This window comes from Rhodococcus sp. NPDC003348 (assembly GCF_053589375.1).
In genome coordinates this window covers 25449-48035 of record NZ_JBSFRT010000003.1, presented here as the reverse complement: position 1 = coordinate 48035, position 22587 = coordinate 25449, and the positions used below count along the sequence as shown (strand labels likewise).

Genomic DNA, 22587 nt, shown 5'->3' with positions numbered 1-22587 from the left:
CCTTGTGGGGAGTGCGGGAGCCACCCGTTTCTCGTTCTCGGCGGCTAGCGGTCCAGAACCAGCTCGGCCGCCGAGGCGAGGGGCACGATCGGGTACATCGGTGCCTCGTCTTCCGGGAACAGGGCGGTGGGCCCGTAGATCCAGTCGGTGTAGGTGTAGTCGTGCGTGTCGCGGTCCCGCAGCAGCAGGTTCCGCTGCTCACGCGGCACGCCGTCGAGATGCCACAGCTCACCCCACGCGCGTGCGGTGGTGAGCACGCGGCGGCAGTGCTCGGGCCGAACCGCGTTGTACGAGGCCAGGATTGCGTCCCAGTCGACCGAGGCACCGGAGTCGGTGTCCCGCAGCCGGGCGACGTGCTCGGCGAGCACCCAGCCGTCCTCGATGGCCATGATCGCGCCCTGGGCCATGTACTGCAGTGGCGGGTGTGCCGCGTCGCCGAGCAGCGCGATCCGGCCGTGCACCCAGTTCGAGATCGGGTCCCGGTCGAACATCCGCCACCACTTGTCCCGCCACATGAACGGGATGCCTTCGCGGACCTCCGGGCAGGCCCCGGTGAACGCGGCGTCGAGCTCGTCGGGGGTGCCCCAGTCGTCCTCTCCGGCCAGTGCCTTGGGAGACTCGAAAACGGCGACCTGGTTGAGCATTTCGCCGCCCCGCAGTCCGTAGTGCACGAAGTGGTGCCGGGGACCGACGTAGACGACGACCTCGGACAGGTCCACCGGCCGGTCGCCCAGGTCCGCGACCGGGACCGTGCCGCGGTACGCGACGTACGCGGACGAGACCGGCTCGTCCTCGACCAGCAGCTTGCGGGCAACGGAGTGCAGGCCGTCGGCCGCGATCACCAGGCCGGCCTCGTGTACGTCCCCGTTCGCGAGGCGGACGAGCGCTCCTGTTGCGGTGTTCTCGTAGGCGACGGCCTTGGCATCGGTGATCAGCTCGACGCCGGCGCGCTCGCAGGCCCGCAGGAACATCCCGTGCAGGTCGCTCCGGTGGATGACCAGATACGGGAAACCGTAACGCCTTTCGAGGTCGACCAGGTCCAGCCGGGTCAGCTCCGTTGCATCGACGGCGTCGCGCATGACCATCGCCTCGGGAACGACGCCGAGGCTCTTGGCTTCGTCGAGCAGCCCGTACTCGTCGAGGATGCGGGTGCAGTTCGGTGCGATCTGCAGACCGGCACCGACCTCGCCGAAGGCCGCTGCCCGCTCCAGTACCCGGACGGTCAGGCCCTTCCGGGTCAGCGCGAACGCCGCGCTGAGACCGCCGATGCCGCCGCCGACGACGATGACGTCGGGTGTGTTCATGGTGTCTCCGTTCACAGCCATGCCGGCAGCGCCGGCGCGGGGGATCCGTCGGTGGTCGACAGGTAGGCGGCGCGGCCGCTGAGGTAGGCGATCAGGTCGGCCAGGGGTGCGGCGACCATGACCGCCGCTTCGGTGCCCGGCAGGTCCCAGGCGATGTCGGCGTCGGTCGCCTCGAGCCGCAGTGCGACGGCGGGTGCGGCGCTGCGCTTGGCGACGATGTCGTCGCCGAGCGCAGCCAGGAAGTCGGCCGGCAGGTCGGCGAACGTGGTGCCGGTGCCGAGATCGACCGCGTGCATGCAGACCTCGCGCGTGCGCAGCCACGGGATCTCGGTTGCCGGGACGGTGCGCCCCTGGGCGGTGACGATCGACCGGCTCCACTGCTCGTCGGTGAGCCGGCCCATCTCCGCCTCGAGCCACTCCGCCGAGGACGGTGCCCAGGACAGCAGTTCGGCCGCCGGTCGCCGGGCACCCTCCTCGATCCCCTGCGCGCGGGCGTCGGGGGAGGCGTACATCGGGGTGGTGATCCCGGTCTCGGCCCAGTGCACGAGGTTGCCGAGGGCCTCGGCGTTCGCGGCGACGTGGGCGACGAGGTGGCGTCGGCTCCAACCCGGCAGGCCGGACGGCGCGGCGAGACCCGCCTCGTCGAGGCCCGCGACACCGGCGAGGTACAGCGCGGTGCCCTGCTGCATCCACCGGCGGGTGTCGGCGAACTCGCGGGTCATTCCTTGATCACCTTGTTGGTGCACGCACCGAGGCCCTCGACGGAGGTCACGACGGTCTCGCCGCCGACCAGGTAGACCTTCGGGTCGCGGGCGTGCCCGACGCCGGCGGGAGTGCCGGTCGCGATCAGGTCACCCGGGTTGAGCCGGATGACGGTCGAGACGTACTTGACGAGGGTGACCGGGTCGAACAGCAGTGTTCCGGTGTCGTCGTGCTGCATGACCTCGCCGTCGACGGTCGTGGTGACCTTCAGCGCGGGGCGGACGCTACCGACCTCGTCGGGAGTGACCAGGAACGGGCCGACCGGGGTCGAGGAGTCCCAGATCTTGCCCTGGGTCCACTCGATCGTGCGGAACTGCCAGTCGCGCACCGAGATGTCGTTCATCACGGTGAAGCCGGCGATCGCGGCCTCGGCCTCGGCGTCGTTCGCTCGGCGGACCTGCTTGCCGATGACGACGACGAGCTCGACCTCCCAGTCGAGGGCGTCGGTCTCGGCGGGCTTGACGACGTCGTCGTTGGCGCCGATCAGCGTGTCGGCGAACTTCGGGAACAGCGTCGGGTAGGAGGGCAGCTCGCGGCCCATCTCCTTGATGTGGTTGGTGTAGTTGTGCCCGACGCACACCACTTTCGACGGCTGCGGGACCACCGGCGCGAAGTCGGCGCCTTCGAGCGGGTAGGTGGCGGCACCGTCGGCAGAGGTACCGGCGGCCCGTTCTCGCCAGTCGTCGCGGGCCAGGAAGACACCCAGATCGGCATCGCCCAGATCGACAAGCAGGTCGCCCTCGAGCTTGACTGCGCGGGTCGAGCCGCCGGTGCGAATTGTGCTGAGCCTCATCGGGAAATCTCCATTCGGTTGAGCGCGAGTGCTTCGAAGACGGGGGCGTCGCCGAAGCGGAACAGGTCGAGGGCGCCGGAATCGGAGTCGGTGCCGCCGGCTTCGGATCGGACCGAGAAGGCGGTCCAGGACGGTACGACGAACAGGTCGCCGCGGGTGACGGTCCAGCTGTGGTCGCCGACGGTGACCGTGCCCGAGCCGTCGAAGACCTGGTAGACGCTCGACCCGGTTTCCCGCACCGGGGCGGTCTCGGCGCCCCGCGCGACGCGGTGGAACTCGGTGCGCATCGTCGGCAGGACGTCGCTTCCGGTGTGCGGATTGGTGTAGCGGACCGCGGCGTGGCCGGGTTCGACGGTGCCGCCGTGGCCCTCGGCCTCGATCGCCAGCTGGTCGGTGAGCGCACGGTCGGTGTGCTCCCACTTGTAGGACAGCAGTGGGGTGCCCGGCGCGACCGGGTTCGCACTCAGCGGGCGCAGCCCGGGGTGACCCCACAGCCGTTCGGAGCGGGACCGCTCGGGGGTGATCCGCTCCGCGTCGGTGATCTCGTCGCGGCCGAACTCGAAGAACTGTGCCTCCGTCAGGTACTGGAACGGGATGTCGAGTCCGTCGATCCAGGCCATCGGCCTGTCGGTGGCGTTGTGGTGCGCGTGCCAGTTCCAGCCCGCCTGCGGCAGGAAGTCGCCGCGGTTCATCGGGACGGCGTCCCCGCCGACGACCGTCCACACCCCGGAGCCCTCGACGACGAAGCGGAACGCGTGCTGGGTGTGCCGGTGCTCGGGGGCGTCCTCGCCCGGCATGAGGTACTGGATGGCCGCCCACAGGGTGGGGGTGGCGAAGGGGCGTCCGCCGAGGGACGGATTGGCCAGCGCGATCGCGCGTCGCTCGCCGCCCCGACCGACCGGGACGATCTCGCCGGCCCGCTCGGCGAGCCGGACCAGGTTCTCCCACTTCCACAGGTGCGGCACGGCACGCGAGCGTGGGTGGGCGGGCATCAGGTCGCCGATCTCGGTCCACAGCGGCACCAGCAGTTCGGACTCGAAGCCGCGGTAGAGCTCCTCGAGCGCCGGGGTCACCTCCGGCTGGCCCGGGGCCTCGACGGCCCGGAGCCGGACGGGGTTGTCGGTCGAAGTCATGCTTCCAGGGTGAGGCTGTTTCTCAGTACAGAACAACTGATTCTGCTATACAGAATTCTGTGCAGAACCCGCAGAAGACCCCGCCTGCCTACGCGATCGCGAGCGTGGACCACGCCCTGCGATTGGCGACGATCCTGCAGTTGGAGGGGGACCTGACCGTCGCGGAGGCGGCCGAGCGGCTCGGGGTCGCCCGGTCCACCGCGCACCGTCTGCTGCAGATGCTCGTCTTCCGGGACTTCGCGGTGCAACGGCCCGGACGGCAGTACGGCGCCGGGCCGGTCCTGGAGCTGGCCGAGCACTCCCGTTCGGCCACCTCCCTCCTGCGATCGGCGGCACTGCCGCACATGGAACGCCTGGTGCAGGCGTTGGGGGAGTCGGCCAACCTGACCATCCGCACCGGTGCGGAGGTCCGGTTCATCGCCTCGGTGGAGTCCGCGCAGGCGCTGCGGGTGGGTTCGCGAGAGGGCATGGTCTTTCCCGCGCGCCGCACATCGGGCGGCCTGCTGCTGCTCGCCGACCTCGAGCCCGGCGAACTGGGCGAGGTGGGTGTCGCGCGCTACGAGGAGGCCGAGGGGGACTCGCCGGACCTGGCCCGGCTGAGGGCCGAACTGACCCGAATCCGCAGGCAGGGCTTCGCGGTCAACCAGGGGCGCTCCGAACGCGGAGTCGTCGCGGTCGGCGTGCCGGTGCGCGATGCCTCCGGGAAAGTCGTTGCCGGACTGTCGGTCTCGATGCCCTCGGTCCGCTACGACCGTCAGCGGCTGCCGGCGCTCGTGGCCACCCTGCGCATGGCCGCGGACGGCATCGAGGCCGACCTGGCCCGCTGAACCACGCCCCGGAACCATGAACGAGGTGAATGCCGATCCATGCAAACTATGAGTTGGATTAATGTGACTGCAGTCACTTCACTGGAGGCATGACCAGCAGCCCCCCGCCCACCTCCGACGTGGACCTCTTCGCCGACGATGTCCTCACCGATCCGTACCCGACGTTCGCGCAGATCCGCGAGCTCGGCCCGGTCGTGCACCTGCCCGCCAACAACGTCCATGCCCTGACCCGCTACGACACGATCCGAGCCGCGCTCGGCGATCCCGCGACGTTCTCGTCCCGCACGATCGGCTTCAATCCGGCGGTGAACGAGGCGCTACAGGGCACTTCGCTCGCCTCGGATCCGCCGATCCACACCGAGCTGCGGGCGACCCTCACCGAGAACCTCTCCCCGCGGGCCCTGCGTGGACTCAAGGGGCAGATCGAGTCCAAGGCCGACGCTCTGGTCGCGAATCTGGTCGCGCAGGGTTCCTTCGAGGCGATCGACGCCCTCGCCCGCGCGTTTCCGCTGGAAGTGGTCGCCGACCTGATCGGCTTCACCGGCGAGGTCCGGGAGAACATGCTGCGCTGGGGACAGGCCGCGATGGAGGTCATCGGCCCGATGAACCAGCGCACCGCCGAGAACTTCCCGATCGCGGGGGAGCTCTACGCCTGGTGTGCCGGTGTCCGGGCCGAGGACCTGGCCCCGGGATCGGTGGGACGCGGCATCTTCGACGCCGAGGCCCGCGGCGCGATCCCGCCGAACACCGCCGGTCACATCATCCATCAGTACCTGGGTGCCGGTGTGGACACCACGATCTCCGCGATCGGCAACGTCGTGGCGCTGTTCGCCAAGCATCCCGATCAGTTCGAGCTCGTCCGCCGGGACCCCTCCCTGGTCTCGGCGGCCTTCAACGAGGTCCTTCGCTTCTGGGCGCCCGTCCACGCCTGGGGCAGGGAAGTCACCCGTGACGTCGAGATCGAGGGCATCGACGTGCCCGCCGGAACCCAGGTCGCGGTCCTGTTCGGCGCAGGCAACCGAGACCCGCGGCACTACGCGAACCCCGACGAGTTCCTCGTCGAACGCAACCCGGCCGACCACCTGTCCTTCGGGTACGGCCCGCACGGCTGCGCGGGACAGGGCCTGGCCCGGCTCGAAGCGCACGCGGTCATCGCGGCGCTCGCCGTCCACGCCAGGCGACTCGTCTGCGCGGACCCGATCCGCTTGCCAAGCAACATCACCCGTTCCATCGACGAACTCGAGATCCTGGAGGTTGTTCCCGCATGAGAATCGTCCTCGACCGGCCCCGCTGTGAGGGCCACGGACTGTGTGAAGAAGCCGCTCCCGCCCTGATGCACCTCGACGACGACGGCGAACTGGTCATCGACGCCGGTGAGCTCACCGACGGCAGCCCCGAAGCCGCCGCCGCCGGCGCCGCCGTCCGGGTCTGCCCCGTCGCCGCACTCGAACTCGTCCTGACGGGACGGCAATGACCACCACCACCGGCACACCACGCCGCATCCTGGTCGTCGGCAACGGCATCGCCGGCCAGACCGCGTGCGACAGCCTCCGCGCCAACGGATTCGACGGCGATCTGACCGTCGTCGGCGACGAACCGCGCGCGGCGTACTCGCGACCGGCACTGTCGAAGGCACTGCTCGTCGACGGCGGCTCCCACGAACTGGCGCCGCCCACCCACGGGGCCACCGAGATCCTCGGGGTCGCCGTGGTCGGGCTCGACCCCGACATCCGTCGCGTGAGGTTCGACGACGGCACCGAACTCGGCTACGACCGGCTCGTCATCGCGTCCGGTTCTCGCGCGCGGCGGCTCGACGGAGCCGACAGCCCCGAGCTGACGCTGCGCACTCTCGACGACGCGCTCGTGCTGCGCGAACGGCTCGCGCAGCAGCCGTCCGTCGTGGTCGTCGGCGCCGGTCCGCTCGGCATGGAGATCGCATCGGCGGCACTGTCGGCGGGCAGCCGGGTCACGCTCGTCGCGGACGGACCGCCGATGCTGACCCATCTGGGCCGGTACCTGTCGGACACCTTGACCGCCGCGGCCCTCGACCGTGGTCTTACCGTCGTCACCGGTGTGGCCACTGGGATCGGCGGGGGCTCCGTGCTTCTCGGTGACGGATCCCGGATCGGTGCGGACCTGATCGTGAGCGCCGTCGGCGACATCCCCAACACCGAGTGGCTGGGCGCGCTGTGTCCGGACGGTCGCCTCGTCACCGACACCCGCTGCCGTCTGCGCGCCGACATCGTCGCTGCCGGTGATGTCGCTGCCGTCCCGACCCGGTGGGGTGTGCGCCGGATCCCGTTGTGGAGCAGCGCGATCGACCAGGCGAAGGTCGCTGCGGCGGCACTGCTCACGGGCGACGACGCGCCCGAACTCGACCTGAACCCCTACTTCTGGACCGAACAGTTCGGGGTGAACCTCAAGGCGGTCGGACACCTGCCCGTGACCGGTGGTCCCGGTTTTCTCGTCGGCGAGAGCCCGTGCGGACCTTCGGTGATGCACTGGACGCACGACGACGGCGCGGGGGTCGCGGTGGCGGTCAACCACCGCATCCCGATTCCGAAGCTGCGCCGCTTGGCTCACAGCGGCGCAGCTGCCCTCGTGTGACCGATGGGGCATCGGCGAACGGGCGCGTACAGTCCGGGTTGATGAACGAATCCCGGGACCGCCCGAGTGATCTCGCTCTGGAGCGACTCGCGTCGGTCAACCTGAACCTGCTGGTGCCGATGCTCGCGCTGTTCGAGGAGGTGTCGGTCACCCGCGCCGCCGAGCGGGTCGGCATGTCGCAGCCGGCGATGAGTCACGCGCTGGGCCGGATGCGCCGGCTGATCGGTGACGACCTGGTCGTGCGGCAGGGGACCGGTCTGGTCCTGACTCCCCGCGCCCACGAGCTGGTCGCGCCGCTGCGCGAGGTGCTGCGGCAGGCCGCGCGCGTGGTGAACTTCGCCGGTTTCGACCCCGCGCGTGACCGTCGCACGATCACGGTGTCGACAACCAGCAGTATCGCGTTCGTGATCGGTCCGGCGCTGGCGCGCTTGATCGCCGAGCGGGCGCCGAACTCGACCCTGCGGCTGCGCACTTTCGTCGATCCGCAGCCGAGCGACTTCACCGACGACGGGGTCGACGTCGTCCTGCTGCCGACGGCGTTCGCCGCGCCCTATCCGCGTGAGCGGCTCTACGAGAATCGCTGGGTCGTGATCGCGCATCCCGACACCGATCCCGCCGCGACGGCGCTCGACCTGCTCACCACGCTGCCCCACGCGACCTACGACGCCCGGCATCGGGTGATGCCCTACGCCGCCCTGGACGCGCACGGTGTGCAGTACCGGATCGGGCAGCTGATCTCCGACTTCATGACGATCCCGCACCTGGTGGCGCAGGCCGGCGGCGTTGCGATCCACACCTACCGGGTGGCGGTGGCGACCCGGGAGGACCTGCGCATCGAAGAGTTCCCGCTGCCGATTCCGTCGCTGGACATCGACATGGTGTGGAACCCGCGCCTCGCCGACGACGAATTCGTCGGATGGTTGCGTCGCATCCTGGTCGAGGTCGCCGCCTTCGACGAGGTCTGACCGAACCTCGGGCCACCCTGCTCGGAGCGCGCCGGGGTCCGGCCTCCCGCGTGTGAAGGCCCGCCTCCCGCTTCGGCCACCCGCCTTGGGTTGATGCTCTGTTCAAATACTTGACGCTCTGTTGTGCGATGTGACAGATTGCTCACTCAGTTCGTGATGGGGGTCACAGAACGCTTCCGGCTGTCGGGTCGACGGCCAGGACATTCGACCAAGGAGCAATCGATGAGTGAGACGTCCGTGCGGCCGTCCGGATACCGGGCGACCCTCGTCGCCGCGTGCCTCGCCGTCATGGTGGCGCAGGTGGCGTACTCGCTGCCCGGAGCGCTGAACGGCACGTTCCAGCAGCATTTCAACATCTCCGGCGCGGAACTGACCTGGATCAGCGCCGCCTTCGCGACGACGATGGTCGTCTTCGAGCTGACCTTCGGAGTCCTCGGCGACATGTTCGGGCGCAAGCGCCTGCTCCTCGGAGGGGCGCTGCTGATCGTCGCTGGCGCGGCACTGTGCGTGCTCGCCGACACGGTGCAGGTGATGTGGGTGGGTCAGGCCGTGGCAGGCGTCGGCGCCGGTGCCCTGTATCCGATTTCGCTGACGATGATCGCCGCCGTTGCACCCGACGCCCAGGCTCGCGCCCGGGCGATCGCGCTGTGGGCGGGCTTCTTGTCGCTCGGCGCGGCAGTCTCGCCGATGATGGCCGCGCTGATTGCCGAATATGCCAACTGGCGCTGGGCATTCGGTGTCGTGATCGCTGCGGCACTGCTCTCGTTCGTCGTCTCGGCGGGTGCTCAGGACTCGTCCGCGCCGGAGGGGCGCCGGCTCGACGTGCCCGGGCAGCTCACCTTGGCCGTCGGTCTCGTCGCGGTGCTCTGGGCGCTGACCCAGGGGTCGGAGGTCGGATGGGGGGAGACCGCGATCGTGGCGGGCTTCCTCCTCGGCGTCGCCTGCCTGATCGCGTTCGTTGTCATCGAACTGCGGACCGAGGTTCCGCTGCTGCACCTGAACCTGTTCGCCAACAGGGCCTTTGCGATCTCGGGCATCACTGCCGTCGTCGGCATGTTCGCATTCCTCGGCACCTGCTTCTCGATGAGCATCTGGCTCGGAGCGGTCCAGCACGTGTCGCCGCTGAAGATCGGCGTCCTGTTCCTGGTCATCCAGGGTCCGGCGTTCCTGCTGGTGCCGGTCGTGTCCCGGCTGATCCACCGGGTCTCACCCCGGTGGGTGCTGACCGCGGGCTTCGGTCTGATCGCCGCCTCCGGATTCGTGTGCTCGCGTTTCGACGTCCACACGTCGGAGTGGACGGACTTCCTGCTCCCGATGCTGCTGCTCGGTGTCGGCTTCGCGTTCACGGTCGCCTCGATCACCGCGGTGGCCATCACCACGGTTCCCCTGCACCTGGCCGGAATGGCCAGTGCCACGACGAACCTCTTGCGCGACTTCGGTTTCGCGCTGGGGCCGGTCCTGGTCGCCGCGGTGGCCAACAGTGTCGCCGGCGGCAAGGTCCGCGACGGGCTCGATGCGGCCGTGGGGGAGTCCGGGCTCGGTGACGCTCATGCCGGCGCGGTCATGGGGATCGGCGACCAGGGCGGCGCGATGGCGCTCAACTCGATGCCGGTGATCCCGGTGCCGACCGATCCGACTCGGGTCCCCGGTCCCGACAACCCGATGGTGCGGATGCCGGCGGCGATCCACGATCTGGCGCTCACCTCGCTCGGCAGCGGCTACGCCCTGGCCTTCCTGGTGTGTGCCCTGTGCGCCGCGGCGTCCGCCGCGCTGACACTGTTCGGTCTGGTCGGCAGTCGCCCGGAATCCGCTGTCGCCGCCGATCCGGGCACGGATGCCGCGCACGAGGTCGCCGACGTGGTCGGGGACGTGCCCGTCCGCCGAGCGGTGCTCAGTTCGCCGCCTCGAGCAGGTAGCACCACGATTCGGTGATCTCGTCGAGGCAGATCTCGCGGGGGGTGAGCCAGCCGACGGAGAAGTAGCGGCGCGAGAGGTGTTCGAGCTGGCCGAAGGCGAGCACGCAGCGGATCCGACGACGATCGGGCGCCACACGATCCGCCCTGTTGAGTCCTTCGATCATCTCGCCGACGGCGTCCTCGAACCACTGCTCGGTCTTGGCCGCCACGGCCGGCTCGGTGAAGGCCTGGTAGGACGCGGTGAGGTAGGGCTTGATCTCGTCCCACTGGGAGAACTTGCGGTCCAGCCACGCGCGGATCTCGCTGCGCGAACCCGAGGCGACCAGCTCGGTCAGCGGCGGCTTGTCCGCGGCGGTGAGAATCCCGTCGACCTTGGTCAGCAACGCGCTCATCACGTCGGCCTTGGACGAGAAGTGCAGGTAGAAGGTGGTTCGGGTGGAGCCCGCCGCGGTGGCGATGTCGTCGATCGTCGTCGCCGCGTAGCCCTTGGTGTCGAACAGCTCGAGCCCCTTGGCGAGGAAGAGCTCGTAGGTCATCTGCTTCTGCGCGGCGCGAAGTGACATGGACCCAGATTCTAGCTTCAGTGCACTGACGTGGCATTTTGCAACTCCACACATCGCAATGAAATGTTACTTGACACTCTGTAATCCTAAATCTACCGTGAGGTGGACCACGTCGTGCCGGCACGACGCCGACGAAAGGAAGTGCCGATGATGGGCACCCAGACCTCCGCCGAGGGACGCACCGTCCGCACGGTCCTCGGCCCCGTTTCCGCCGACGACCTGGGTGTCGTCTCGATTCACGAGGCGATGCTGTCGGTGGTGCCCGGCGCGGAGCACGCATTCGACATCACCTTCGACCGCGCCGAGATCTTCGAGACGTTGAAGGCGAAGCTCACCGACTTCCGGAACCACGGCGGCCGGACGATCGTCGACAGCACCGGCATGTTCCACGGCCGCGATGTGAGGCTGTACGAGGCGCTCTCCCGCTCGACCGGTGTGCACATCATCGCGTCGACGGGCATGGGTCCGGAGAACCTGCTCGGCGGCTATTTCCTGACGCCGCAGACCAATCCGCCGATGCCGTGGCCGGCGGAGAAGTTCGCCGACCTGTTCGCCAAGGAGGTCACCGAGGGCATGGTGGTGCCCCGGGTGGAGCGTCGCGGCGCCGCGGGCATCGTCGTCACCGCCGCGAACCACGACGGTATGACCGCCACCGAGGAGAGCCTGTTCCGCGGCGCCGCCCGCGCAGCGCGCAGCACCGGTGTCGCCGCGTCGATCCGCTACGGCTCCGACGCGACGGCCGACCTCGGGGTCGTCCTCGGCGAGAAGCTGCCTGCCGATCGGGTCGTCGTCGGCGGCCTCGACCGCAAGGACGCGGTCGCCGCCGGCGCGCCGCTCGAGATCGCTCGCCTCGGCGCCTTCGTCGCGATCGACAACGTGGGGACCGAGGGCGACACCTTCGTCTCGGACGACGAGCGGGCAGCCGTGGTGCGCGAACTCGTAGAGGCCGGCCTCGGCAACCGAATCCTGCTCTCGAGCAACGCGATCGGTGTCGCGAAGGGGCAGCCCGCGCGCGACGTTCCGTTCAGTCACCTCCTGTCGGCGTTCGTACCGCTCCTCGCGGCCCAGGGCCTGAGCGACGAGGACGTCCAGCGCATCCTCGTGGCCAACCCGCGCGAGCTGCTGACGGTGCAGTCGACCCGCCCGGCACCATCCGTGCGCTGACACCGGACCTGACCACCGAAGTTTTCTTTCCCGAAGGGGAGTTGTTGTGTCGAGAGTGAACACCGTCCTGGGACCGATCCCGACCGAGGAGTTGGGCATCGTCGCCATCCACGAGCACATCGGGTACGGCATGCCCGGGTCCGAACTGGACACGAGGTGGTGGAAGACCCCGGAGGAGCGGTACTCCGAGACCGTCCCGAAGCTGCGCAAGTTCCACGAGTACGGCGGCGGGACCTTCGTCGACGTCACCGGCATCTGCAACGGTCGCGACATCGACTACTACAAGTCGTTGTCCGCCAAGACCGGGGTCCACATCGTCGCCTGCACGGGATTCGTCGGCGGCGACACCGCGCTGCCGTTCTTCGAGCGCGCGAGCGTGGAGTACCTGACGCAGCAGTTCGTTCACGAGATCACCGTCGGCATCGGGGACACCGGCAGCCGTGCCGGCGTCATCAAGGTCGGAGTCAGCCGCGGCGGCAAGATGACCGAACTGGACAAGCGCATCTACCGCGCCGCCGCCCGCGCCGCGCTGCACACCGGCGTGCCGATCCTCACCCACCTGGCGATCGACGCCGAGAACGCCATCGCCATCTTCACCGAGGAAGGCCTCCCGCTGGACCGCGTGCTGTTCGGGCACGCCGATGACGGCGTGAACGCGTCGCAGACCCGTGACCGCTGGATCGCCGAGCAGGGCGGCCGGGTCGGCTTCGACACCTTCGGCTACGAGACCGAACTCGAGGACCCGCCGTTCTGGGCCCGCCCCCGCAAGGAGCGCCTGGACCACTTCCTCGGGTTCCTCGAGGCGGGCCACCTGGACCGGGTGCTCGCCGGTGTCGATGCCAACTGCAGCCCCCTCGGCTGGCCGGGCGTCAAGGGCCACACCGTGAACTACCTGTTCGAGGACCTCATTCCCGACCTGCGCCGGGCCGGACTGGACGAGGCCACCATCACCAAGCTCTTCGTCGAGAACCCTGCCGACTTCCTCACCATCCAGGCCTGAGGCCACCCCGGATCTTCCGGCGCAACGACGCGCCCCTCCAGAGAGACAAAGACCATGCAGTCATCCGATCTGAAGAACCTGACCATCGCCATCATCGGCGCGGGATACGCCGGCGCAGCATCGGCCAAGGCGCTGAGCCTGCTCGGCGCCGACGTCACCGTGTACGAACAGGCCACCGAGATCCACGAGGTGGGAGCAGGCATCGGCCTGCGCCCGTCGAGCATGCAGCGCTTCCGCGAGTGGGGGATCTTCGACGCCATCGCGAAGGTCAGCTCGCCCAGCGACTACTTCGAGATCCTCACCGCCACAGGTGAACCCATCATGAAGGACAGTTGGCCCGGCATGGACGACTACGAGGTGAAGACCCACACCCACCTCATCCACCGCGGCGACTTCATCGACGCGCTCGTGGGCGTCCTCCCCGAGGGCATGGTCAAGCTCGGTCACAAGCTCGAGACCATCGAGGACCGCGGCGACAAGTCCGTCGTCACGTTCACCAACGGCACCACCGTCGAAGCCGACCTCGTCGTCGGCGCCGACGGCATCAAGTCCGTTGTGCGCAAGGAACTGTTCAGCGACCAGGGGCCTGTCTTCTCCGGCGAGCACGCCTACCGCGCCGTGATCTCCGCCGACGCGGCACAGGGCATGGCCACCGACGACAACCTGCGCATGTACATCGGCAAGGGCACCAAGGTGTATTTCCTGCCGCTGCGTCATCGCAACGATGTGTCCTTCGACGTCACCGCGCTCTGTGCGGACAGCACCTGGTCGCCGGAGGCCGCCAAGGAGAACCTCCTCGCCACGCTCGAGGGCTTCGACGAGCGGATCGTGCAGATCGCCCGCGACATCGACATGGACACCGTGAACCTGCGCGCCGTGTACGACATCGATCCGGTCGACCGCTGGCACTCGGATGCCGTCGTCCTCGTCGGCGACGCCGCCCACTCGATGCTGCACCACCAGGGGCAGGGCGCGAACTCGGCGATCCTCGACGCAGGCGCCCTCGCCGACGCCCTGCGCGACGAGGCCTCCGTCAAGGAGGCACTCGCGACCTACCAGGCGACCCGCAAGCCTGTGACCGACGAACTCCAGCGCATCTCCCGCCAGGGCTGGACCGAGGACGAGGTCAACGACGTGTTCCCGGGCCAGAAGCCCGCCGCCCAGCAGCCCGCCGCGAAGTAAGGAGAGCGCGCCATGCCGTTGCACCCCCAGATCGCCGAGATCCTCGCGTCGCTGCCCGCACCGCCGGACGGCCCGCTCGACCCGGCGGCCATGCGCGCCGGCGAGGAATCGCAGGTTCCGCCCGTCGCGGAGCGCCTGCCCCTGCACGCCGTCGAGGACACCACCGCCGGCGACGTGCCCGTCCGGATCTACACCCCGGTCGACGCCGCCTCCTACGGACTGCTCGTGTATTTCCACGGCGGCGCGTTCTTCCTCGGCAGTCTCGACACGCACGACCATGTCGCCCGGAACCTGGCGAAGGAAACGGGACTGAAGGTCGTCTCCGTCGGCTACCGCCGCGCCCCCGAGGCCGCGTTCCCCGCGGGACTCGACGACTGCCTCGCAGTGGTGCGGTGGGCCGCCGACAACGGCGACACGCTGCAGTGGAACGGTGAGACCCTCGCGCTGGCCGGCGACAGCTCGGGCGGCACGTTCGTCGCCGCCGTGGCGGCGGCGGCGCACGACGAGGGTTTCGACCGCATCACCCATCAGATCCTGTACTACCCGTCGCTCGATCTGGACTTCGACGTCGACCGCTACGCATCCCTGCGGGAGAACGCCGAAGGCTACGGTGTCGAGACCGCCGGCCTCAAGGGCTTCAACTCCTGCTACTTCGACAGCGGTGCCGACCCCGCCGACCCGCGGGTCTCGCCGATCAAGCGCGCGGACCTCACCGGGCTGCCGCCGGCGCTGATCGTCACCGCGGAGTTCGACCCCATGCGCGACGAAGGGGAACTCTACGGCGCGCGGCTGACGGAGGCCGGAGTCGACGTCACGGTCCGCCGCTACGCAGGCTCCAATCACGGCTTCGTGCAGAACTTCTCGTGGATCCCCGAGTTCCACCGCGTCTTCGAGGAGACCGCCGAGTTCCTGACGCGACAGGGGGAGTGACGTGGCGAGCGAGGTGAAGATCCACCCCATCGTCTCGCCGTGGGGCCGGTTCGGCCTCTACACCTTCTTCATCGATGCCCCGGAGCCGGCGATCGTCGACACCGGCATCGCGTCGTCGCCCGCCGAAGGCATGGCGCCCGCGCTCGAGGCGCTCGGCCGCCGGATCGAGGATGTGCGCTGGATCCTGTTGACCCACGGGCACATCGACCACATCGGCGGGGCGTACTCGCTGTGGGAGGCCACGGGGCGGAAGGCGCAGGTCGTGATCCACGAGGCCGACGCCCACCTGCTGCGCTCGCGGCAGGCGCACGTCGACGAGTACCTGGGGGCACGCGGCAAGTACCTGAACGACGCCGAGGGCGCCGCGAAGGTCACCGCGGCGACGCACGCGGTCATCTCCGGTGAGATGGAACCGACCGTGCTGGTGCGCGGAGGCGAAACCCTCTCGCTCGGCGGCGACGTCACCGTTTCCGTGCACTCTATCCCCGGCCACACCGCGGGATCGGTCGCCTACGTGGTGGAGGGCCAGAACTCGGTGTTTGTCGGCGACGCCGTCCAGGTGCACGGAGCGGCCAACGGATTCCCCGGCTACGAGGATCCCGACGGCTACCGGTCGAGCCTGCGGTACCTGCGTGACGAGATCCGCCCCCAGCACCTGTATCTCGGGCACCCGTACCGGCGCACCGACGGTGTCGCCTACGGCGTCGAACTCGACGCCGCCCAGGCCGCCGAGGCGCTCGCCGAGAGCGTCGACGTCGAAACGAGGGTCGCCGCCGCGGCGCACCACTGCCTGTGCAGCGGACTGCCCGACACCGACTCGCCGTACTCGCCGTTCGCCTCGGTCGCCGACGACCTCGGCTACGAGAACGATCCGACGCTCGAACCGTCCCCGTTCTTCACGACGCTGCACGGCTACCGAACCCAGCACGACCCTTCGACACGACAGGAGCCGCACACCCATGGCTGAGGTCGACACCTTCGATGCGGGTGGACAGACCATCCACATCCGCAAGAACCTCCGGATTCCGATGCGGGACGGCGTCGAACTCGCCGCCGACACCTACGCCCGCGAGGGCGACGCACCGCGGCCCGCCCTGGTTGCGCTGAGCCCCTACGGCAAGGAACTGCAGGCACTCGCGCTCACGACGCCGCCGCAGCGACGGCCGAGCCCGATGTGGGACGGTTGCATCGAGGCCGGCGACATCGCCCGGGTGGTGGAGGAGGGGTACGTTCACGTCATCGGTGACCTCCGTGGCTCCGGAGCCTCCGAGGGCGAGCACATCGGCAACTACAACGCCGGTGGTGTTTCGCTCGGGCAGGACGCGTACGACTTCATCGAATGGGTTGCGGCGCAGCCGTGGTGCGACGGCAACGTCGGCATGATCGGCATCTCCTACTTCGGGTCGATGCAGATCCTCGCCGCCGCCGAACGTCCGCCGCATCTCAAGGCGATCTTCGTCTCCGGCGGGCACTACGACTTCTACGAGACCACCTATCACGGCGGCATCATGTGGTTCATGCCGCGCGCGGCCCGCGAAGGCCGTGGCGGTGACTCGGGGTGGGCGTTCACCGATCGGGTCAAGTCCCGCATGCTCGAGACCTACTCGGAAGACGAGATCGCCAAGCGCGTCGCCGAGCGCCTCGCCGACCCCGACGTCGCGGCCTGGCCGAACCTCGCGCACGTCCTGAACTACCCGAAGAACCACGAGGCCTGGTTCGACATCGTTACCAACGAGGTCGACGGCGAGTGGTACGAGGAACGCAACCCCGTCAATCTCGCGCGGAACATCGACATCCCCGTCTACCTGCAGATCGACCAGGGGCGTGGCTGGACGATGGACGGCACCATCGAGCTGTTCCACACCCTGAAGGGGCCCAAGAAGCTCGACATCGGTCCGTACCCGCCAATGCAGTCACGCCCCTTCATCGAGGAGCACGACAAGATGTTCCGGTGGTACGACCACTGGCTCAAGGGCATCGACAACGGGATCATGGACGAGCCCGCGGTGAGCGTGTTCGTCGAGGGCTCCCGCGAGAAGATCGCCGCCGACCAGTGGCCGCCGAAGGACGTCGAACACCGGTCGCTGTACCTGCGCCCACGGGGCAAGCTCTCCACGGATCCGGAACCGATGGGCGCGCAGTACGCCGCTCCGGACGGGTTCTACCAGGCCCCGCTGACCGTCACCGACAAGGTCGAGATCCTCGCGTGGGAGACACCCGTCTTCGAGGAACCCACCGAGATGATCGGCACCGGTGCGGCCCACATCTTCGCCGAGATCGACCAGCCCGACACGAATTTCATTCTGCGCCTGTGGGACTTCGCGCCGAATGGCAAGCGCCAGCTCATCACCACCGGCTACCTGAAGGCCTCGCACCGTGAGCTCGACGAGCGCACCACCGAGGGCGACCCGTACCACCCGCACACCCGCGCGGTGCCGGTCGAGCCGGGTGTGATCGAGGAGTACGTGCTGCGTCTGTACCCGTTCGCGAACGCCTTCCGGCCCGGCCACAAACTGGTGGCGGAGCTGTCCAACAACGAACCCCTCGCCGACGAACACAACGCGCTGCTGCCGCCGGACGCCTTCCACCTGCCGGTCGGTCGCCCCGTCACCCACAAGATCTACCGGGACGCCGCCCACCCGTCGCGGCTCGTCCTGCCGTTCACGACGGGCGCGGCGGGGAAGTAGTCACCCGTTCGTGCGCAGCGGCCCGGGTCGATTCCCGCACGGAGTCGACCCGGGCCGCTGGGTTTCCGGGCCCTGTGTGTCAGCGCTTGAGCGGGCTGTAGAACACCAGCCCGTTGCCCTTGTTGTCGTAGACCACCGCGCGGCGCTCGTGCGCGTCGTCGTACGGGCCCTTCACGATGCCGCCACCGGCCTCCTCGATCGCCTTCGCGGCGGCGTCGACGTCCGCGGTCTTGATGCCGACGACCACCTGGCCGTGGATCGGATGATCGACCGCGGTCGCGAGCGCGAGGGTCACACCGCCGCCGTCGAGTGCGGCGAAATGGGCACCGTCGCGGAACTTCAACGCCATGCCCAGGGTGTCGCTGTAGAACCCGATGGACTCGTCGAGATCGTCGGTGGACAGCACGATCATCTTCACTTCGTAGTCGCTCAAGACTTCTCTCCTTCGTTGAAAGTTCGTACAGACTAGAGCGATCCGCCGAGAATGGCGCGCAGTCGCCGGCGCATGGCCGTGCCGTGCGCCACCCGGCGGCCGGCCGCGGCGACTCCGGATCCGATGAACGGCCTAGTCGACGTCGAGCCGGGCGAATGCCGCGAGGGTCGCGAGGAGCGTCAGCGCCGCGAGCCCGAGGAGCACGCCGGCCCACGCGAGGGGCAGACCGTCCTCGAGTTGGTTGTCGCCGATCGCGTAGAAGAACGGTGACGCGAACCGGGCAGGGTGCAGCCAGTGCACCACGGGAGCAAGAGAATTGAGCAGGTAGGCGGCGGCCGCCACCGCTGATGTGATTCCCACGGCGGCTCCCCGGCTGCCGGTCGCGGCGCCCAGGGCCATCGCCAGCCCGCCGAACACCACGCCGAGCAGGATCACCCCCATGGTGGTCCCGGCGAGTGCGCCGTAGTCGACGGTCAGCTCGAAACCCTGACCGATCACGACACACAGCGCGGTGACCACGCACACCGGGATCGCCAGGAGCGTCATCGCGAGGAACTTCGCGGCGGCGATGTCGCGCCGGGCCAGCGGTGCTGCCACGACCAGGCCAAGGGTGCCGTCCTCGTCCTGTCCGGCCAGGCTGGAGGCGCCGTAGCCGATGGTCACCAGCAGCACGACCAGCGGCAGGAAGTTGCCGTAGATGTTCGCGTTCAACCACCCGACCGGCGAGGTGAGGGAGCCACTGATCCCGAACAGTGCGGCCATGGTCTCGCTGCTCGAGGCGAAGTCGTCGAGCCCGGTGTCGTCCTTGAACGTCGGGTACAGCGCAATGACGACGAGGGCGTAGATGCCCATCCCGACCGCGAACCAGATCATCGATCGACGGCGAAGCAGCAGGTCGATACCCGCCACCTGCAGTGCGCCGGTCGCCGGGGTCTCAGTGCGCATCGGGGACTCCCGTCTGCTCCCCCTGCGACTCGTCGCGGTAGAAGCGCAGGAACAGCTCGTCGAGATCGGCGCGGCGGGCCGAGACGTCCACCGCGCCCAGGCTCCCGGCGCGGGACAACAGGCCGGCGACAGGCCCGGTCACAGACAGCGTCACCCGGCCGTCCGCGCATGTGCGCACCTCGACCCCGTCGAGGTGGGCGAAGTCGGCGGCGGTGACGGCGCGGTCGAACCGGAACTCGACGGTGCGCGGGGCGCTGCGGCGCAGGCCGTCGACGCTGTCGGTGACGACGATCCGGCCCTCCTTGATGATCGAGAGCCGGTGCGCCAGCCGCTGCACCTCCTCGAGGTCGTGCGAGGACAGCAGCACCGTGCGGCCGTCGTCGACGGTTTCGCGGATCAGCCGCGCGAACTCGTCCTGCATCAACGGATCCAGCCCCGACGTCGGCTCGTCGAGCACGAGCAGCTCGGGGCGGTGCATGAAGGCGAGCACCAGCCCGATCTTCTGACGGTTGCCCTTGGACAGCGTGCGGATCGGCTGGTCGAGTTCGGCGCCGAACCGTCGCACGAGTTCGTCGAGATAGGTGCGGTCGGTGAGGCCCCGGATGCGTGCGTGCCGATCCAGGTGCTGTGCCCCGGTCAGCTTGGGGTACAGCGCGAGTTCACCGGGTAGGTATCCGACGCGGCGGTTGATCCGGACGCCCTCGCGGGTCGGGTCCAGGCCGAACAGCCGCATCCGGCCGGACGTCGGGCGGTACAGACCGAGCAGGAGCCGGATGGTGGTGGACTTGCCCGCGCCGTTGGGTCCGAGGAAGCCGAACACCTCGCCGGGCGCGATGGTGAAGCAGACATCGGTGATGCCCCGCCGCGGACCGAATCGGCGGGTCAGCTTGTCGACGTCGACGATCGGCGCCCGCGCTGAGAACACTCGTCGAATATAGGACGGTCGCCCGCCGGGCGCAGTCCGGCCGCCCGGTCGCGGAGTCGCTGTGGACCCCGGGGACCGGGCGGCCGCGGCCGTCAGTGGGTCGCGAGGGCGATCCGACGGCGTTCGCTCTCGCTCACCCCGTGCTCCGCCTGCGGAAGGTCGACCCGCACGTGGTGGAGCCGGCCCGTGAACGCGAACCGGCCGCGATCGGCGAACTCCTCGGACACCGGGCTGCCACGGTTGACCCCGACATCGAGTTGCTCGTTCATGCTGAACATCGCGCGCGTGGTCTGTTCGATCCGTTCCCGCGCCACCTCGATGCCGTTCACGGACAGAATCGCGGTGCCGCCCTTGCCGGTGCCGCCGCCGTCGTAGACGAACTCGACGGACACCTCCTGGGCGGATGAGGTGAGCGGATCGGTGCCACGAACGTAGGTCCGTCCACCGCCGCTGAAGTTGTAGCAGAAGACCGGACGTGAATCGAGTACGTACAGGGCGAAACCACCGAATCTGCCGCCGATTCCGATCAGCATTCCCTCACAAGGCTGCCCGGCCGTGCCGAGCGAGGCAGTGACCGTGTACGAACGGTTGAAGAACGACGGCGCAGCCTTCTCCACCAGCCCGTTCATGTGCGGGTACAGCGTGATGCCGTGCCTGCCCCGCAAAGGGTGCGGAGGCCGGGACTCCGGGGTGGTGTTCCGGCCGACCGTGCGGTTGTCGAGTGGAAGCACCTGGTATCTGGCGGCTTCCACGAGGAACTTCCGCTTGAGCTGTTCGAGCTTCTCCGGATACTCCTGCGCGAGATCTCGCGCCTGGGACCAGTCGGTGGTGGTGTCGTACAGCTCCCAGCGATCGTCGTCCATGCTCGGGAGTTCCAGTCCGTGGGTCGCCATCAGCCAGGGTGCCCGATGCACGGTCACCGCGGTCCAGCCGTGATCGTAGATTCCGCGGTTGCCGAAGATCTCGAAATACTGTGTGGTGTGCCGCTCTTCGGCGCTGGGGTCGTTGAACGAGTAGTTCATCGCGACCCCCTCCAACGGCTTCTGCGCGACGCCGTCGACCGTGTGCGGGGCCGGGACGCCCACCGCCTCCAGGATGGTGGGGGTGATGTCGACGCAGTGGTGCCACTGGTTGCGGACACCGCCGGTCTCGGTGATGCCGGCCGGCCAGTGCACGACCAGGCCGTTGCGGGTGCCGCCGTAGTGCGAGGCCACCTGTTTGGCCCACTGGTAGGGGGTGTCGAGGGCCTGCGCCCACGCGGCGGGGTAGTGCGGGTAGCTCGTCGGGGTGCCGAGCTCGTCGAACCGCTCGAGTACCTCTTCGGTGGTGGTGCGGTAACCGTTGAGGTTGGCGAGGTAGTTGAACGACCCTTCGATTCCGCCCTCGGCCGATGCCCCGTTGTCGCCGAGCATGTAGATCACGAGGGTGTTCTCCAGCATGCCGAGCTCGCGCAGGTGATCGGTCAGGCGGCCGACCTCGTCGTCGGCGTGCTCGAGGAACGCCGCGTACAGCTCCATCAGGCGCGCGGAGACCTTCTTCTGGTCGTCGCTCAGCGAATCCCAGTGCGGCAGATCGCCCGTCCAGGGCGCCAGCACAGTGTCGGGAGCCACCACGCCCAGCGCCTTCTGGCGTTCGAGGGTGATCTCGCGCTGACGATCCCAGCCGTGGTCGAACTCGCCGCGGTATTTGTCGAGGTAGCGCTCGGGCACCTGGAGCGGGGCGTGGCAGGCCCCGAACGGCAGGTAGCAGAACCACGGCTTGTCCGGATCCATCGTGTGCACCCCCTCGATCCACTGCAGCGCGTGGTCGACGAGGTCCTCGCTGAGGTGGTACCCCTCCTCGGGGGTCCGGGGCAGGTCCACGACCTTGAAGTCCTCGTACAGGACGGGGGTGAACTGGTCGGCCTCGGCACCGAGGAAGCCGTAGAACTTGTCGAAGCCCTCACGGCCCGGCCAGCGGTCGAACGGCCCGGCCTCGGTGACCTCCCACGCGGGGGTCTGGTGCATCTTGCCGAACGCGCCGGTCGCGTAGCCGTTGCCCTGCAGCACCCGAGCGACCGTGGCGGCGGAGTCCGGACGGGTTCCGTTGTATCCCGGTGCGGCACCGGCCATTTCCGAAATGACGCCCATCCCGACACTGTGGTGGTTGCGCCCGGTCAGCGTCGCGGCGCGGGTCGGGGAGCAGAGTGCGGTGGTGTGGAAACGGGTGTACTTGACGCCGTCCTCGGCGAGCCGCTCCGCGGTGGGGGTGCGGCACGGTCCGCCGAACGCGGACGACGCGCCGAATCCGACGTCGTCGAGCATGATCAGCAGGACGTTCGGTGCCCCGGCGGGCGGGCGGATCGGTGTGGGCCGCGCGAACGGGGTCTGCTGGTCGCAGAGGTTGACCGCGGGAGCGATCTGCGGCTCGGTGCGGACGATCGGGATCGAATGTCGGTTCATTGAGGTGAAA

General features: G+C 69.0%; 21 protein-coding genes. 12 read left to right on the top strand and 9 right to left on the bottom strand.

Annotation, left to right across the window (positions count from 1 at the left end; all coding sequences use genetic code 11):
* Positions 1-44: 44 nt before the first annotated feature.
* The 4 genes from ACWDU4_RS02680 to ACWDU4_RS02665 are packed head-to-tail and all read right to left on the bottom strand — an operon-like array spanning position 45 to position 3992.
* Positions 45-1304 (bottom strand): FAD-dependent monooxygenase, encoded by a 1260-nt coding sequence (locus tag ACWDU4_RS02680; RefSeq protein ID WP_450112299.1) that lies wholly within the window; start codon positions 1302-1304, stop codon positions 45-47.
* An 11-nt stretch (positions 1305-1315) separates the two neighbouring features.
* On the bottom strand, positions 1316-2026 hold the full coding sequence (locus tag ACWDU4_RS02675) for a maleylpyruvate isomerase family mycothiol-dependent enzyme (protein WP_450112298.1): 711 nt from the start codon (positions 2024-2026) through the stop codon (positions 1316-1318).
* Entirely contained in the window at positions 2023-2859 is an 837-nt protein-coding gene (locus ACWDU4_RS02670; RefSeq protein WP_450112297.1) for a fumarylacetoacetate hydrolase family protein, read from the bottom strand. Before ACWDU4_RS02670 ends, ACWDU4_RS02675 begins: the two co-directional genes overlap by 4 nt.
* On the bottom strand, positions 2856-3992 hold the full coding sequence (locus ACWDU4_RS02665) for a cupin domain-containing protein (RefSeq protein ID WP_450112296.1): 1137 nt from the start codon (positions 3990-3992) through the stop codon (positions 2856-2858). Before ACWDU4_RS02665 ends, ACWDU4_RS02670 begins: the two co-directional genes overlap by 4 nt.
* A 59-nt stretch (positions 3993-4051) precedes the next feature.
* Here ACWDU4_RS02665 and ACWDU4_RS02660 point away from each other — a divergent pair, with 59 nt between their 5' ends.
* From ACWDU4_RS02660 to ACWDU4_RS02635, 6 genes are all read left to right on the top strand, one after another.
* A complete protein-coding gene (locus tag ACWDU4_RS02660; protein ID WP_450112295.1) occupies positions 4052-4819 on the top strand; it encodes an IclR family transcriptional regulator in 768 nt (255 codons plus the stop codon).
* Positions 4820-4908: 89 nt separating this feature from the next.
* Positions 4909-6087: a cytochrome P450 gene (locus ACWDU4_RS02655; protein WP_450112294.1), complete on the top strand. Its 1179-nt coding sequence runs from the start codon at positions 4909-4911 to the stop codon at positions 6085-6087.
* The gene (locus tag ACWDU4_RS02650) at positions 6084-6293 is read left to right on the top strand and encodes a ferredoxin (RefSeq protein WP_450112293.1); all 210 of its coding nucleotides are present in this window, start codon (positions 6084-6086) and stop codon (positions 6291-6293) included. Before ACWDU4_RS02655 ends, ACWDU4_RS02650 begins: the two co-directional genes overlap by 4 nt.
* Positions 6290-7426 carry an NAD(P)/FAD-dependent oxidoreductase gene (locus ACWDU4_RS02645; RefSeq protein ID WP_450112292.1) on the top strand — a complete coding sequence of 379 codons (1137 nt, stop codon included), beginning with the start codon at positions 6290-6292 and terminating at the stop codon, positions 7424-7426. Before ACWDU4_RS02650 ends, ACWDU4_RS02645 begins: the two co-directional genes overlap by 4 nt.
* A gap of 41 nt (positions 7427-7467) precedes the next feature.
* Positions 7468-8391 (top strand): LysR family transcriptional regulator, encoded by a 924-nt coding sequence (locus ACWDU4_RS02640; RefSeq protein ID WP_450112291.1) that lies wholly within the window; start codon positions 7468-7470, stop codon positions 8389-8391.
* Positions 8392-8613: 222 nt separating this feature from the next.
* Positions 8614-10323, top strand: a complete 1710-nt coding sequence (locus ACWDU4_RS02635) for an MFS transporter (protein WP_450112290.1) — start codon at positions 8614-8616, stop codon at positions 10321-10323.
* Here ACWDU4_RS02635 and ACWDU4_RS02630 read toward each other — a convergent pair.
* Positions 10283-10870 (bottom strand): TetR/AcrR family transcriptional regulator, encoded by a 588-nt coding sequence (locus ACWDU4_RS02630; protein WP_450112289.1) that lies wholly within the window; start codon positions 10868-10870, stop codon positions 10283-10285. The genes ACWDU4_RS02635 and ACWDU4_RS02630 overlap by 41 nt on opposite strands.
* Before the next feature lie 147 nt (positions 10871-11017).
* Between ACWDU4_RS02630 and ACWDU4_RS02625 the strand changes: the two genes are divergently transcribed.
* From ACWDU4_RS02625 to ACWDU4_RS02600, 6 genes are read left to right on the top strand one after another with little or no spacing between them, the layout of a single operon-like run.
* The gene (locus tag ACWDU4_RS02625; protein ID WP_450112288.1) at positions 11018-12034 is read left to right on the top strand and encodes a phosphotriesterase family protein; all 1017 of its coding nucleotides are present in this window, start codon (positions 11018-11020) and stop codon (positions 12032-12034) included.
* A gap of 46 nt (positions 12035-12080) precedes the next feature.
* Complete coding sequence (locus ACWDU4_RS02620) at positions 12081-13034, top strand: phosphotriesterase family protein (RefSeq protein WP_450112287.1); 954 nt, start codon at positions 12081-12083, stop codon at positions 13032-13034.
* Between the two features lie 54 nt (positions 13035-13088).
* On the top strand, positions 13089-14216 hold the full coding sequence (locus ACWDU4_RS02615; protein WP_450112286.1) for an FAD-dependent oxidoreductase: 1128 nt from the start codon (positions 13089-13091) through the stop codon (positions 14214-14216).
* A 12-nt stretch (positions 14217-14228) separates the two neighbouring features.
* Positions 14229-15146 carry an alpha/beta hydrolase gene (locus ACWDU4_RS02610; RefSeq protein WP_450112285.1) on the top strand — a complete coding sequence of 306 codons (918 nt, stop codon included), beginning with the start codon at positions 14229-14231 and terminating at the stop codon, positions 15144-15146.
* A 1-nt stretch (position 15147) separates the two neighbouring features.
* Positions 15148-16113, top strand: a complete 966-nt coding sequence (locus tag ACWDU4_RS02605; protein ID WP_450112284.1) for an MBL fold metallo-hydrolase — start codon at positions 15148-15150, stop codon at positions 16111-16113.
* Entirely contained in the window at positions 16106-17833 is a 1728-nt protein-coding gene (locus tag ACWDU4_RS02600) for a CocE/NonD family hydrolase (RefSeq protein WP_450112283.1), read from the top strand. Before ACWDU4_RS02605 ends, ACWDU4_RS02600 begins: the two co-directional genes overlap by 8 nt.
* A 79-nt stretch (positions 17834-17912) precedes the next feature.
* On the opposite strand, the gene ACWDU4_RS02595 is transcribed toward ACWDU4_RS02600, so the two are convergent.
* The 4 genes from ACWDU4_RS02595 to ACWDU4_RS02580 all read right to left on the bottom strand — a co-directional run bounded on the left by ACWDU4_RS02595 (position 17913) and on the right by ACWDU4_RS02580 (position 22577).
* A complete protein-coding gene (locus tag ACWDU4_RS02595; protein WP_450112282.1) occupies positions 17913-18266 on the bottom strand; it encodes a VOC family protein in 354 nt (117 codons plus the stop codon).
* 132 nt (positions 18267-18398) lie between these two features.
* Positions 18399-19211 (bottom strand): ABC transporter permease, encoded by an 813-nt coding sequence (locus tag ACWDU4_RS02590; protein ID WP_450112281.1) that lies wholly within the window; start codon positions 19209-19211, stop codon positions 18399-18401.
* Positions 19201-20136, bottom strand: a complete 936-nt coding sequence (locus ACWDU4_RS02585) for an ABC transporter ATP-binding protein (RefSeq protein WP_450112280.1) — start codon at positions 20134-20136, stop codon at positions 19201-19203. The genes ACWDU4_RS02590 and ACWDU4_RS02585 overlap by 11 nt, the downstream gene beginning before the upstream one ends.
* Positions 20137-20228: 92 nt before the next feature.
* Positions 20229-22577, bottom strand: a complete 2349-nt coding sequence (locus tag ACWDU4_RS02580; RefSeq protein ID WP_450112279.1) for an arylsulfatase — start codon at positions 22575-22577, stop codon at positions 20229-20231.
* Positions 22578-22587: the final 10 nt, after the last annotated feature.